General features: G+C 42.0%; 14 protein-coding genes. 6 read left to right on the forward strand and 8 right to left on the reverse strand.

Going from position 1 to position 12,806, the window contains the following annotated elements; translation table 11 throughout:
* Positions 1-108: 108 nt before the first annotated feature.
* Positions 109-480, forward strand: a complete 372-nt coding sequence (locus tag K5Q22_RS01455) for a hypothetical protein (protein ID WP_205013332.1) — start codon at positions 109-111, stop codon at positions 478-480.
* A gap of 18 nt (positions 481-498) precedes the next feature.
* On the opposite strand, the gene K5Q22_RS01460 is transcribed toward K5Q22_RS01455, so the two are convergent.
* The 4 genes from K5Q22_RS01460 to K5Q22_RS01475 all read right to left on the reverse strand — a co-directional run bounded on the left by K5Q22_RS01460 (position 499) and on the right by K5Q22_RS01475 (position 4,784).
* The gene (locus K5Q22_RS01460; protein WP_205013331.1) at positions 499-1,836 is read right to left on the reverse strand and encodes an MATE family efflux transporter; all 1,338 of its coding nucleotides are present in this window, start codon (positions 1,834-1,836) and stop codon (positions 499-501) included.
* A 111-nt stretch (positions 1,837-1,947) separates the two neighbouring features.
* Positions 1,948-2,613, reverse strand: coding sequence for a TrkA family potassium uptake protein (locus K5Q22_RS01465; protein WP_014638537.1), 666 nt, complete (start codon positions 2,611-2,613; stop codon positions 1,948-1,950).
* An 11-nt stretch (positions 2,614-2,624) separates the two neighbouring features.
* Positions 2,625-3,974, reverse strand: coding sequence for a TrkH family potassium uptake protein (locus K5Q22_RS01470; protein ID WP_024406622.1), 1,350 nt, complete (start codon positions 3,972-3,974; stop codon positions 2,625-2,627).
* 270 nt (positions 3,975-4,244) lie between these two features.
* Positions 4,245-4,784: a Gx transporter family protein gene (locus tag K5Q22_RS01475; RefSeq protein ID WP_012027668.1), complete on the reverse strand. Its 540-nt coding sequence runs from the start codon at positions 4,782-4,784 to the stop codon at positions 4,245-4,247.
* Between the two features lie 182 nt (positions 4,785-4,966).
* On the opposite strand from K5Q22_RS01475, the gene K5Q22_RS01480 reads away from it, so the two are divergent.
* From K5Q22_RS01480 to menA, 5 genes are all read left to right on the forward strand, one after another.
* Positions 4,967-6,859, forward strand: coding sequence for an NAD(P)/FAD-dependent oxidoreductase (locus K5Q22_RS01480; protein WP_205013330.1), 1,893 nt, complete (start codon positions 4,967-4,969; stop codon positions 6,857-6,859).
* Between the two features lie 18 nt (positions 6,860-6,877).
* Positions 6,878-7,867, forward strand: coding sequence for a polyprenyl synthetase family protein (locus tag K5Q22_RS01485; protein WP_024406624.1), 990 nt, complete (start codon positions 6,878-6,880; stop codon positions 7,865-7,867).
* Between the two features lie 78 nt (positions 7,868-7,945).
* Positions 7,946-8,425: an FMN-binding protein gene (locus tag K5Q22_RS01490; protein WP_015647284.1), complete on the forward strand. Its 480-nt coding sequence runs from the start codon at positions 7,946-7,948 to the stop codon at positions 8,423-8,425.
* A 77-nt stretch (positions 8,426-8,502) separates the two neighbouring features.
* Positions 8,503-9,552 (forward strand): FAD:protein FMN transferase, encoded by a 1,050-nt coding sequence (locus K5Q22_RS01495; protein ID WP_002938004.1) that lies wholly within the window; start codon positions 8,503-8,505, stop codon positions 9,550-9,552.
* Positions 9,545-10,501 (forward strand): 1,4-dihydroxy-2-naphthoate polyprenyltransferase, encoded by a 957-nt coding sequence (menA, locus tag K5Q22_RS01500; protein ID WP_205013329.1) that lies wholly within the window; start codon positions 9,545-9,547, stop codon positions 10,499-10,501. The genes K5Q22_RS01495 and menA overlap by 8 nt, the downstream gene beginning before the upstream one ends.
* Positions 10,502-10,542: 41 nt before the next feature.
* On the opposite strand, the gene K5Q22_RS01505 is transcribed toward menA, so the two are convergent.
* The 4 genes from K5Q22_RS01505 to K5Q22_RS01520 form a co-directional block, all read right to left on the reverse strand.
* Positions 10,543-10,971: a NusG domain II-containing protein gene (locus K5Q22_RS01505; protein WP_044676928.1), complete on the reverse strand. Its 429-nt coding sequence runs from the start codon at positions 10,969-10,971 to the stop codon at positions 10,543-10,545.
* Between the two features lie 64 nt (positions 10,972-11,035).
* On the reverse strand, positions 11,036-11,371 hold the full coding sequence (locus K5Q22_RS01510) for a hypothetical protein (RefSeq protein WP_205013328.1): 336 nt from the start codon (positions 11,369-11,371) through the stop codon (positions 11,036-11,038).
* A complete protein-coding gene (locus tag K5Q22_RS01515) occupies positions 11,368-11,706 on the reverse strand; it encodes an MFS transporter (protein ID WP_205013327.1) in 339 nt (112 codons plus the stop codon). Before K5Q22_RS01515 ends, K5Q22_RS01510 begins: the two co-directional genes overlap by 4 nt.
* 12 nt (positions 11,707-11,718) lie before the next feature.
* A complete protein-coding gene (locus tag K5Q22_RS01520) occupies positions 11,719-12,801 on the reverse strand; it encodes a DUF3278 domain-containing protein (protein ID WP_205013326.1) in 1,083 nt (360 codons plus the stop codon).
* Between the last annotated feature and the right edge of the window lie 5 nt (positions 12,802-12,806).

Below are 12,806 nucleotides of genomic sequence, written 5' to 3' on the forward strand. Positions count from 1 at the left end.
AGACTAGGTTTTCTAGTCTTTTTTGTGCTTTTGAGAATATGTATTTACTTGTTTACTTAGTTTGTAAATGATAAAATAGAGATATAATAGGTTCAGGGAGGATTTGTCATGAAAAAACTGATGTATGCCTTGTTGGTGCTTGCCTATGTTACGGTCGCTTATTTGTCGGTCCACCTCCTTCCTCACTATTATTCTGGTGCAATTATAGGGGCGGCAGGAGCCAGTCTTGGAGCTAGTTTCAAACAGTTCAAGGAAGTGCGAGCTTGTCCTGACCAACCCTTGTTAGCCTATTTTAAGTGGGATAAGAAAAAGACAAGTAGTTTGTTATTGGTCCTTCTTGGAATCATCCTTTTTGTCAGCCTTGTGCTGGAATTTAATTGGCATTACGGCATAGCTTTTGTAGTGGCGATCAGCTATGCTACGTTTTGGAATCTCCTTCATATCCAATTCTTACGAAAATACTATTTTAAAAACGCATGAGAGTTTCATGCGCTTTCTTTATATACTTTGGTCAGCTTTTAATTTTTTCATAAAGATGATGGAACTTGGAATGAGGACCAAGATGCTTCCGATCCAGGCGGCGGGGTTAGCGGCGGCGGTTCCATAGAAGCCGAAATACTGCATGCCGATGATGGCGACTGCTGCTCGGAAAATTAATTCCCCAAAGCCTGCTAGTGTTGGAATAAAGCCCTTGCCAAGTCCCTGAATAAAGCTACGAAGAATAAAGAGGGAAGCAACAATCCAGTAACAAGAGCCGTTAATGATGTAGTAAACAAGAGCCAAGTCCAGAACTGTTTGACTGGCGTTTGGCAGAAATAGACCAGAAAAGAAACGATTGCCCAAGATGAGAATGACCGCAAATACAATGGCCCAAGCAATGCTGAGGAGTAATGAGTGGCGCACCCCTTCTCGAATACGGTCATAGAGTTTGGCACCGTAGTTCTGAGCAGTAAAGGTTGCGATAGCCAAGCCCAGATTAACCATGGGCAGCATAGCCAACTGGTCAGTACGAAGGGCAATGGCCTGGGCGGCGATGGCGTCTGTTCCTAGTTGGTTGACCATAAACTGCAAGGTCATGGCTCCGATGGCGATAATACTGGCTTGAAATCCCATTGGAAAAGCAAGCTGGGCATGTTTCTTGAGATTATCCCTATCCAATTTTAAATCAGCTAGTCCAATATGATAGTGAGGTACCTTGTGGATAATGTAAAAAATAAGAAAGAGGACCGAACAGGCTTGGGCAAGGATAGTTGCAAAGCCAGCTCCGAAAACGCCCCAGTTCATGACTAAGATAAAGAAAAAATCCAGACCAATATTGATAAAACAAGCGATAACTAGAGCAAGTAGAGGTGTTTTAGAGTTTCCGAGACTGCGTAGGGCTGAAGACAGGAAATTATAAAAAATAGTAAAGGTCAATCCTCCAAACATGGCCGTTAGAAAGGCATGGGAGTGGTTGATGATACTCACAGGCGTTTGCATTAAGACCAAGATAGGTTTCAAAAATGCTAAGGCTGAGACTGTTAGTAAAAGGCTGATGAGGGAAGCGTAGAAGAGTCCGTGGACAAAAGATTTTTTAAGCCCCTCTAAGTCGCCAGCTCCAAAGCGTTGGGCAGAAATAATGGTTAATCCATTGGTGACACCTTGGGCAAAGCCGATGATTAAAAAAATCAGGCTGGCTGTCGAACCGACACTTGCAAAGGCATCCTTTCCCAAAGTATGCCCCACAATCATGGAATCAGCAAAATTATAGGCCAGTTGAAAAAAAGATCCAATCAACAAGGGAATAGCGAATTGTAAGATAACCGCAATCGGCTTTCCTTTGGTTAAATCATTCATAACGTCTCCTTTTGACAGATGATAAGCCCACTAGATAAATGATAGTCTAGTAGGCTTTCTAGGGATAAAATATTTCTCCTGAGAACGGAGTATAGGGCGTAAATTTGTTATTTAATTTGTCAGCTCTTCAAAATGATCGACAGTATTATGGTCTGTTACTGCTAAGATGAGTTCGTCAGATTTGAAGACATAGTCAGGAGTCAGTTGGATGTTTAATTCCTGATTTTCGCCACTTCGGTAACCGATAATATTGAGTTTATAATGTTGGCGGAGTTTTAATTCGCCGAGTGTTTTGCCAATCCATTTTACTGGCGGGTGAAACTCGACAATGGAAACATTGCCTTCGAGCTCAAAGAGGCTGGTTGTGTCGCGGTGGAGTAATTGTTTTGCTAGGGAAATACCAGTTTCGCGTTCGGGAGAAATAACCTTGTCGGCACCAACACGAAGAAGGACTTCTTTCGCAGTTGTTCCTTTGACTTTGGCAATGACCATAGGAACACCTAGGACCTTGCTATGCATAACAGCAAGAACACTGGATTCCAAGTTTTCGCCAGTAGCTACAACAACAGCATCGCAGTTACCGATTCCTGCTGCACGTAGGAGCGAGCGATCGGTGATGTCTCCGACAATACCGCGCGTGAGAATAGGTTCTAGATGATTGATACGTTGCTCATGATTATCGATAGCAATGATATTGCAATCGTAATTGTGTAATGTTTTTGCAATGGTAGTACCAAAAACTCCCAGACCGAGAATTCCGATAGTATAGTTTGGCATGATTTCTCCTTTTAGACAAGCATAGATGATTTTGCGTATTGAAGACTTTCGGTTTTAGATAATTTTCGAACAGAAAGGCTTGCGAGAATAGAAAGTGGACCGATACGGCCGAAGAACATGAGTGCCATAATGACTGCTTGACCGGCCATGGTTAGACTTGGAGTCAGATTGGCCGTAACACCTACAGTGGCTAGTGCTGACATGACCTCGAACATTAAAAATAGAAGTGGTTGTCGGTCATCTGTTAGGGCAAGTGCGAAGAGCCCGATGATGAACATGAGAAGGAAGACTGAGAATGTCGCAAAAGCTTTGCGGATGCTGAGGTTATCGATGGTTCGACCCATAAAGTTGGTATGAGGGAGACCGAGAATCTCGCTACGAGCATAGAGCACTAAGGTTAGGAAGGCGGTTATTTTAATACCGCCGGCTGTTCCACCTGGGGCTCCGCCAAGCATCATCTGAAAGATATAGAGCAAGAGGGTGATTGGTTCAGCCTTCGTGTAGTCAATACTGGCAAAACCAGCGGTTCGCATGGTGACCGTCTGGAAAAAGCTGGCTAATAATTTATGGCCAAATGATAGTTGCCCGATAGTAGAAGGGTTGTTCCATTCGGTGAGTAAGGTTGTCAGAGTTCCGAGGGTTAGTATAATAGCTGTTAGCCCTAGAACAATCTTTGTATGGAACCCTAGTTTTCGTAGGCTACGTTTTTGCCCGATTTGTGTTTGAAGGTCGAACCAAACTGAGAATCCAAGACCTCCCATAATAATGAGACTGGCTAATGTTAGGTTAATCAGAGGATTATCCACATAACGCATGATGCTAGTTGCACCAAAATTATCAAAACCAGCATTACAAAAGGCTGAAATAGCTACGAAAATCGAGGTGAATAAACCTCTCGCCCATCCAAATTCAGGTACAAAATGGAAGGAAAGTAAGAGGGCTCCAAAGGCTTCGACCGCCAAGGTAAAACCAAAAGCTGATTTGAGGAAGCTACGAAAATATTTTGTGTCAGATCGGTTTAGAGCCTCTTGTAAGGTTGCCATATTGATGAAATTCATTTTACGGCCACCGCGTAAAGCGAAGAGACCGATGAATCCTATCAAGCTCAAACCACCAATTTGGATTAGCATCATACAGATAATCTGTCCAAAAGTAGAATAGGTTTCAGCAACGGCTTTGGTAAATAGCCCTGTTACACAAACCATGGAGACAGATGTGAAGAGATGATCCCAATAACTTGCTGTAGAGGTGCTAATTTGTGAAATGGGAAGACTTAGTAAAATTGATCCAGTCAGAATCACGAATAAGAAACTGATAATGATTCGCTGACTGGGAGAAAGTTTGATCCTAAATGGTGACATAATTCTACCTTTGCTCAAAAAATAAAAGATGAAGATATTGTAGCACAAAAGAAAGAAAATGTACGACTAAAACACGCAAAGAACCTGATTTTTTCTCTTCTTGAAAGTTTCATTATTTTTTATTACCATGGATTTTATAAGTGGTGTTTATAAGTGGTGGCTCAGGTGGCTCATTTTATTTGTGACAACGGGATTATGGGGAAATTATTATGTGCAATGAAAAAGTAGTGCGGACCATAAAAAGAATCTCCTTAGTTGACCTAGGGAGATTTATTTCCATTCTGCTAAGACTTGTTGATGATAGTGACGTAAAGGTCCGACCTTTTGGAGGAGGTAGGTAGCAGCCAGTCCGACCAATAAGCCTGATAAAATTCCTGTAAAAGCGAGGATTGGCAGGTAGTTCAGTACATAGAAAGAACGTGCGATGGTAGCAAAAACAAGAAGCTGACCAAGATTGTGCAACATCCCACCCAGAATAGAAATTCCAATAGGACTGACACGGTTTGGACCGAGCTGCTTGGCAGAGAGCATTCCTACATAACTCAAAGTAGTTCCGGCAAAGCCATAGAGGAAGGTTGAAAAGGTGCCTCCCAGAAAGGTTGAGATGAGCAAGCGTAGTGCGACAACCTTTAGGCTATCCTTTGTAGGGAGGGTAAAAATAGCAATTAAGCTAATCAAATTTCCCAGTCCTAGCTTGGCACCTGGAGCAAAAGCAAATGGGGGGGTGATGAGTCGTTCAATCAAAGAAATGACAACTGCCTGAGCTGCCAGCATCGTAATAAAGTTAAGTGTTTGACGTTTAGAATTCATGGTGTAGAGAAAAAACTCTTTCTAGTCGATTATCTATTTTACTATCATACTTGTTTTTGTTCACTATGGCAAGTTTTGTTTGTTGTATATTACTAATTATTGAAATTCGCTTGTCAACTATCTTGGAATGCGGTATAATGAAAACATGTAATTTGTTTTGATTTTCACAAGGAGGAAACATTGTGACGAAAAATATTGTGATTGTCGGTGCTGGTTATGCGGGGATTGCAGCAGCTCGATTGCTAGGGAAAACCTTTAAAAAGGATCAAGATGTAACAGTTACCTTGATTGATAAGAACTCTTTCCATACCTATATGACAGAGTTGCATGAAGTTGCGGCAGGGCGTGTAGAAGCCAATGCAATCAAGTATGACCTTCAACGTATCTTCAAAAAATATCCAAAGGTTCAATTAGTAACAGACAAGGTTGTTGAGATTGACTACGATAAGAAACAAGTAGTTGCGGAACACCAAACTCTGGATTTTGATTACCTGCTCCTTGCAATGGGTGGTGAGGCTAATGACTTTGGTGTGAAAGGTGTTAAAGAACACGGTTTTACACTTTGGTCTATCGAAGCAGCAGAACGTTTGCATGATCACATGATTGATGCTTGCTATCGTGCCATGCGTGAGCATGATGAAGCCAAACGTCGCGCTCTTTTAACCTTTACCGTTATCGGTGCTGGCTTCACAGGTATTGAGATGATCGGTGAGTTGATTGACTGGGTACCAATTTTGGCACGTGAGTTCAAGTTGGATCCAAAAGAATTCTCACTTAAGGTTGTTGAGGCAACGCCAAATATCTTGGCTATGGTTACTGAAAAAGAGCAAGTCAAGGCTCGCAAATACCTTGAGAAAAAAGGTGTTGAATTGGTTCTTGGTGATGGTGTAGCAAGTGTACAAGAAGATAGCTTGACACTTTCATCAGGTCGTCAAATTCCTACCTATACCTCTATTTGGACAGCTGGTGTTCAAGCCAATACAGACGCAAGTGAATTTGGTATTGAAAAAGCACGTGCAGGTCGTTTGGTAGCCAATGAGTTCATGGAAGCGAAAGGCAAGGAAAATGTCTATGTAGCTGGTGACTTGGTTTACTTCGAAGAATCAGAAGGGAAACCAACTCCACAGATTGTACAAGCAGCTGAACAGACAGGCCATACTGCGGCAAGTAATATTATTGCAGCAATCAAGGGTGGCGAAAAACATAGCTACAAAGGTAAATATGATGGGTTTATGGTATCTATTGGAGCACGCTACGGTGTAGCCTTCTTGATGGACAAATACCACATGTCAGGCTTTATGGCAATGGCTGTCAAACACATGGTAAACCTACTCTACTTCTTTACCATCCGTAGTTTCTTCTACATGGGTTCTTATGTTCGTCATGAATTCTTTGACATTCAGAATAAGCGAAACATTTTCGGAGGTCATACTTCAGGCAAAGGAAATCTTCTCTGGTCTGTGCCAATGCGTGTCCTTTATGGTTCAGTATGGCTCTACGAAGGTATCAAGAAAGCCTTTGGTCTATTTGGAACAACATCATGGTTTGGGGATCAAGTTGTCTTCCCATTCCCTTGGTTAGCTGATCCAGTATCTGGTGCATCTGCTGCTGAGGCGGTTTCAAGTGCCTCACAAGCGGCAACTGCTACAGCAGAAGCCGCTGAACCGATTTTTGGTTTGAGCTATGCCTATGGTGAAGCACCGATGGCTGTTTTGGACAAAATGCCTGATTGGTTTGCTACTATCATGGAATTTATGATGCCAAACCAAGAAGTAGCACTCTTTATGCAAAAATTTATGACAGTAGCAGAAATCGGTATTGGTCTGGCTTTGATTGCTGGTGCCTTTGTATGGATTGTATCTGCTGCAACCGTTGCTTTGGTAGTTATGTTCAGCCTGTCAGGCATGTTCTACTGGGTAAATATTTGGTTCATCCCAGCAGCTATTTCTCTTATGAACGGTGCGGGTAGAGCCTTCGGTCTAGACTACTGGATTATGCCATGGTTGGGTCGTTTCCTAGACAAGAAGATTTATGGAAAGCCGAAGCATATTTACCGTATCAAGGATAAAAAATAAAGGAAATATAGAAAGTTAGTGGTACATCAAATTTGGAATACCTATCCTGAGATTGAGAGGGGACTTGAAGAGGTAAAATCCATCATCTTATCTGAGATGATGGTCCTGCATCCAGCAGTTACAGCGAAGATTGTTGAATATGTAGAGGCACCAGGGAAATACCTGCGTGCCGGCCTCTGTCTGCTCTTTGCACAAATGACGGAAGGAAAGATTAGCCGTTCAAAGCTATATTTTGCTGCCCATTTAGAAGTCCTGCATCTGGCGACTCTGATTCATGACGATGTGATTGATGGCGCGGATAAACGGCGGGGAGTCACAGCGGCTCATCAACAATTTTCTAATCGAATCGCTATCTACACGGGTGATTATCTTCTTGCCTATTCAAGTCGACTATTTGGAAAAGGGCTTCGTTTGCTAGAAGTATCACGTGATGATTTGGATTTGGGCAATGATAAGCTGATGGAAACAATTCTTCGAGGGGAATTATCTCAGCTACTCAATCAATTTGATGCCAATATGACTATGAAAGCCTATCTCAAGCAAATTCAAGGAAAAACAGCTTTTCTATTTGGACTTGCCTGTCAGTTGGGGAGCTTTGTACCAGGCCAATCTAGGAAAGACAGTAGCATGGCTTTTCGGTCTGGGCAAGCACTTGGCATGGCCTTTCAGCTACGAGATGACTTAATTGACTATCAGCTGGATGTAGCAGCATCAGGAAAACCTAGATTGCAAGATATTCAAAATGGTATCTATACTGCACCGCTACTATTTGCTATGCGAGAAGACAAGTCTATCCAGCAGCAATTGCGGGCCTATATTCAATCCCCTACGGCAGAAGGGTTGGAAAGCCTTACAGATAGGATTTTTGCAACACATGCTATTGCCAAAACAGAGAAACTGATTGTTAGCTATTTGGAAAAAATGATGAATTTTGTAGATAGAATACCACAGTTATCGACTGCATCTATGCAAAATTTGGTGGCAATAGTTTTTAGTCATTATTTTTAAAAAAATACTAGACAATTTAGTTTATTCGGTATATCATTATAAATATAAAACTATTTACTTTACAAAAGGAGTATTGTTATGAAAACAACTAAAGTTGTGTTGAAAAGTTTGGTAGTTCTTGGTGCGGTATTTGCACTTGCCGCTTGCGGTTCTAAACAAGAATCTACTTCAACTTCATCTTCAACTACAGAAACAGTAGTATTGAAAGATGGTACTTACAAAGCTGAGTCAGGCAAAGACGATTATGGCTACAAAATTGTTCACACATTGACTGTTAAAGATGGAAAAATCAGTGAGTCAAAATTTGACTACGAAGCTGAAGATGGAAGTCTTAAATCAGCAAATGAAGAGTACAACAAAAACATGAAAGATAAAGCTGGAGTTTCTGCTGGTGAAGCAATTGAACAACTCAATGCAGCTTTGGTTGAGAAACAAGACCTCTCAGCTGTTGAAGTTGTATCAGGTGCAACTCATACTTCTGAAGACTTCAAGAAGAGTACAGAAGCCCTTCTTGCAGCAGCTGCTGAAGGAAAAACAGAAACTGTAAAACTTGACTAATTAAGTCTATACAGAAAAGACACAGTCGCACTTGTTTGGCTACTGTGTCTTCTTATTTTTTGGGGAAGGTAAAATCAGTGAAAAAAATTGCAAGTCTATTGTTCGTGGGCCTACTGATGGTTTTGCTTGTTGCCTGTGGTGGTAAACAAAACGAAAGTTTATCTGTTGTGAAAACTCCGTTGACTCGTAGTGAAAGCTTACTTCACACAGTAGTGCAATTGAGCATTTATCATGAAAATCAGGAAGAAGCGATGGATGAAGCTGTCTCCTATATCAAGGAGATGGAAAGTCTGTTGTCCACAAACTTGGAAGGGGCAGATGTCTACCGTATCAATCAGGCAGCAGGAAAAGAAGCTGTCAAGGTGGATGAACGTACCTTTGAAGTGATTGAAACAGCTATTGACATGAGTAAAGAAAGTCAGGGGCTATTTGACATTTCCATTGGAGCTGTGAGCAATCTGTGGAAAATTGGAGATGAGGATGCACGTAAACCGAGTGATGAAGAAATCAAAGCTGCTCTGCCATTTATCAATTATAAAGACATTACTTTAGATAAGGAGAAGAAGACCGTCTTTATCAAAGAAGGAATGACGCTAGAATTAGGAGCCATTTCCAAAGGTTACATTGCAGATAAGGTTAGAGAATTATTTGCCAGCAAAGGGATTACGACAGCTATCATCAATCTAGGCGGGAATGTGGTGGTTATGGGGGATTCGCCAACGACACAAAATGGTTGGAATGTTGGAGTTCAAGACCCAGACCAAGTGCGTGGATCAACGGTCGGTTCTGTGCCAGGGACACATGATTCGGTTGTTACCTCAGGTATTTATGAGCGCTACTTAGAGGTGGACGGAGTTAAATACCACCATATTCTGGATCCAAAAACTGGCTATCCTGTGGAAAACGATATTTCAGGTGTGACAGTCTTTTCCAAAACATCTATCCAAGGAGATGCCTTATCCACAACTCTCTTCTTACTAGGTGTGGAAAAAGGTCTTGACTTTATCAATCAGATTGACGGTGTAGAAGCTGTTTTCATCGATAAGGAGCAGGGCGTTCATCTGAGTGATGGCTTGAAGGAAAGTTTTGAATTAACAAATGAGGAGTATCATCTTGTCAATGAATAAATCAACTAAAGGGCTCAGTTTACCCGTATTTCTAGAATTTGTTGAAATGAAGACCAAGGTAGCTAGTGTTTTCCCGATGACCCTGGGGATTTTATGGAGCCTGTATCGCTATCAAGCTTTCAATTGGCTCAACACACTTTTGTTCATTATTGCCGTTCTTAGCTTTGACATGTGCACAACTGCCATCAACAATAGCATGGACTACCACAAGGCCAAGGATGAAACCTATCGTCAGGAAAGCAATGTGATTGGAAAATTCTCTCTAGATTTCCGTCAGATGATTGGAATCGTCCTTGCCCTACTTATTTTTTCTCTACTGGTTTCATTACTCCTTGTATGGCGGACCAGTTGGCTCCTCCTGCCGATGGGCGCTCTCTGTTTCCTCATTGGTATCTTTTATACCTTTGGACCTATTCCGCTTTCGAGAATGCCACTGGGTGAAGTTTTCTCTGGAGTAACCATGGGATTTGGGATTTTCTTTCTTGCTGTATTTATTCAGCAACCAGACTTACTCCTACTTAGTCAGGTGAGTGGTCAGTGGATGACCTTGCAATTCTCTTGGACCAAAATAATAGACATTATTTTCATGTCCCTTCCCTTGGTATGTTTGATAGCCAATATCATGTTGGCCAACAATACCTGTGATTTAGAAGAAGATATTCGCAACCATCGTTATACTCTGGTTTACTATATTGGCAAGAAAAATGCTCTTAAATTGTATTTTGTCTTGGCAAGTTTACCATGGTTGCTGTGGATAATCTACTGTCTGACTGGATTCTTACCAATCTGGGCACTGATCGGTTTAATCGGTGTTTTGCCTGCTTATAAGAGTCTAGAAACATTTTTGAAAAAGCAAGTCAAACGGGAAACCTTTATCGAGGCAGTAAAGAGTTTTGTACTCTTTGCGCTGCTATATGTGGTGATACTTGCTTTAGCCCTTATTTTCTAAAAAGGAAAGACACAGTCGTTCATCAGGCTGTGTCTTCTTTGTTATAGTGGTAAAATGAGTTCTTCTTCGTCAGTGCTTTCCCCGCCAACGGATTTTATTTCAATCAATAGGTTATGTGGCAGGCAGACGGAGAGTTCTCCTGGCTGGCTAATCCAGCTGGTCATAACGGCAATTTGGTCTGGGCTATTGTCTTCCTTGACCCGAATGCGTTCGCCATCAACTTCAATGATGTTGTATTGCCCTTCATTGGGATAGTAGGTCTTTTCTTGATGTGGTGTGTCCTTTGATAATTCAAATTGGTCGACCACCTCACCATTGATGCGGACATAGGCAATCGTTTTTGCCTCATTTGTATCTGTTGTCAGATGTGCATAGGTAAAAATTGCTGGAAGAAAGGATAAGATGAGGGTGAATCCGATTAAGATATAATCAAATAATTTGAGTTGTTTGAGAATAGATTTGATTGTCATATACAGTCTATTGTATAGAAAAAAATTTGCTTTGTAAAATCTTGAATACAGATTACTTTTTCAATTATCTAGAGAAAAGTAGGATGGCTAACATTCCCCAAAATCCAGCATGCAGTGGTTGTATTTTCCCAGCGAAAAATCCAATGGAGAAAGTTAGGGCAAAACCTGCAAAGAGAAACCAGAGCAGCGGTTTATGATAAAGATAGATAGCTTTTTGGACAACATTTGATTCTGGACGGGTAGTTTGCCAGTTGCTATTTACGATTGGAAGAATAGTGAACAGTAAGATTAAGATTGGTGGGGCGTCCCCAGTCAGAAAACTGTGGATAAACAAGCCACAAATGGTCGCATAGGCGAGAACAAACAAGGAAAGGACTAATTTTGTGTTGAAGTTGTTCATCTATCTTCCTCCTTTTTGAAATACAGTCGATAAAGAATAGCAAGAGCAAATCCAGCAGGAAGGATGAGGGCAAGTGGTTTGACATGCCCTAGCCAAATGCCTACAGAATAAGTCAAGGTCATGGCAAACAGTGCAAAGACAGATTGAATGAGAAAGTAGCGTTTTTCTTCGGCTGTTTTATAGGATTTGATGATTTGAATGGTCGGTAGCATGAGCAAGAATGAACCGCTAATTGGCTCATTGACCATGTAAGAGTAGATGAAGAAGGCAGAAAGTAAACTATAAAAGAGAACGAAAAATCGACAGGTTTGTTTTGGTGTAAAAGGTTTATTCATGGTGTCAGCTCCTTATTTTTTCTTGGCAGTATCTGCTTCCAGTTTTTGCAGATAGGCAATGGCAGACAGGGCTAGACTGGCAAAGAGGCCCATCATGCCACCGAAGAGGAGGGATTTTACGTGGAAGATGGAATCCAGTAGGGGAAGCTGGAGGCTAAAGAGGTCTGCCAGCCCAGCAAAGAGGCTGGATAGCAGGGCAACTCCCAATCCCCAGAGAAGTGGGTTAAGGGGCCGGGCTTGTCTTTCCTCAGGGCTTAGTTCGTCCACGTCATATTGAGGCAGGTCAGCATGGAGGGTGCGCATATTAACGATACCAATTAGGATAATACTGAAGAAGGCAATGATCATTGGATAGTAGGTAGCCACCTCCAGAGAATAGCGGATAGCTAGGAAGTAGGCGATGGCATTTCCAAGAGCTAGGAAGTAGAAGTAGTAGATAAAGGCCTGTCCGCCGATAGTGTCTGCCTTGGTCCGTCGGTACTCGTCTAAAGGACCACGGATACCATAGAAGTGCCGTATCATAGTTTGGAGCCACTTGGGTTCTTCTTTGGAAATAGCAGAGCTGACAGTTAGTTTTTCTGCCTTTTTCATGCGTTTGCGTAACATGATTTCAAGAGCAATGCCCGTGAAAACACCACCTAGACAGGCTGCTAGGAACTTTCGGAGGTCAAATAAATGGTCGAGAGGGTTGAGCCCCTCCATCCAGGCACCGAAAACAACCACCCAAATGTACATAACGGTAGTGAAATAGAGGGCGAATTTGAAACTTGCTCCCTTGAGCTGCTTCTGTTCCTTACTAGTCAGTTCTTCTACATCTAAACTGTCCACTTGGCTGTGGCGCATCTTGGATGTCATATACATACTGGAGGAAAGAGTGGATAGGAGTAGAGCAGTTGGGTAGCCATAGGCAACGACTTCTGGGTAGCGTTTGGATAGGGCAAGTGCCAGTAGGGTAAGAGCCATGGTGCCCCAAAAGAGCAGGATAAAGCAGGTATTGCCTAGTCGGAAGGCTTCTTGCTTGCGGTATTCATCTAGGGGACCAGCGATACCGTAAAATCGTTTGATTAATTTATCTTGAAAGGTTTCCTTTTTCATACGAT

It is taken from the genome of Streptococcus sp. 2018162, assembly GCF_019754175.1.
Classification (GTDB): Bacteria; Bacillota; Bacilli; order Lactobacillales; family Streptococcaceae; genus Streptococcus; species Streptococcus hashimotonensis.

Coding starts and splice junctions, on each gene's coding strand:
- K5Q22_RS01510 (WP_205013328.1), bottom strand. CDS start 11,371: ATGAACAACTTCAACACAAAATTAGTCCTTTCCTTGTTTGTTCTCGCC.
- menA (WP_205013329.1), top strand. CDS start 9,545: ATGAATAAATCAACTAAAGGGCTCAGTTTACCCGTATTTCTAGAATTT.
- K5Q22_RS01460 (WP_205013331.1), bottom strand. CDS start 1,836: ATGAATGATTTAACCAAAGGAAAGCCGATTGCGGTTATCTTACAATTC.
- K5Q22_RS01515 (WP_205013327.1), bottom strand. CDS start 11,706: ATGAATAAACCTTTTACACCAAAACAAACCTGTCGATTTTTCGTTCTC.
- K5Q22_RS01470 (WP_024406622.1), bottom strand. CDS start 3,974: ATGTCACCATTTAGGATCAAACTTTCTCCCAGTCAGCGAATCATTATC.
- K5Q22_RS01520 (WP_205013326.1), bottom strand. CDS start 12,801: ATGAAAAAGGAAACCTTTCAAGATAAATTAATCAAACGATTTTACGGT.
- K5Q22_RS01465 (WP_014638537.1), bottom strand. CDS start 2,613: ATGCCAAACTATACTATCGGAATTCTCGGTCTGGGAGTTTTTGGTACT.
- K5Q22_RS01490 (WP_015647284.1), top strand. CDS start 7,946: ATGAAAACAACTAAAGTTGTGTTGAAAAGTTTGGTAGTTCTTGGTGCG.
- K5Q22_RS01505 (WP_044676928.1), bottom strand. CDS start 10,971: ATGACAATCAAATCTATTCTCAAACAACTCAAATTATTTGATTATATC.
- K5Q22_RS01455 (WP_205013332.1), top strand. CDS start 109: ATGAAAAAACTGATGTATGCCTTGTTGGTGCTTGCCTATGTTACGGTC.
- K5Q22_RS01475 (WP_012027668.1), bottom strand. CDS start 4,784: ATGAATTCTAAACGTCAAACACTTAACTTTATTACGATGCTGGCAGCT.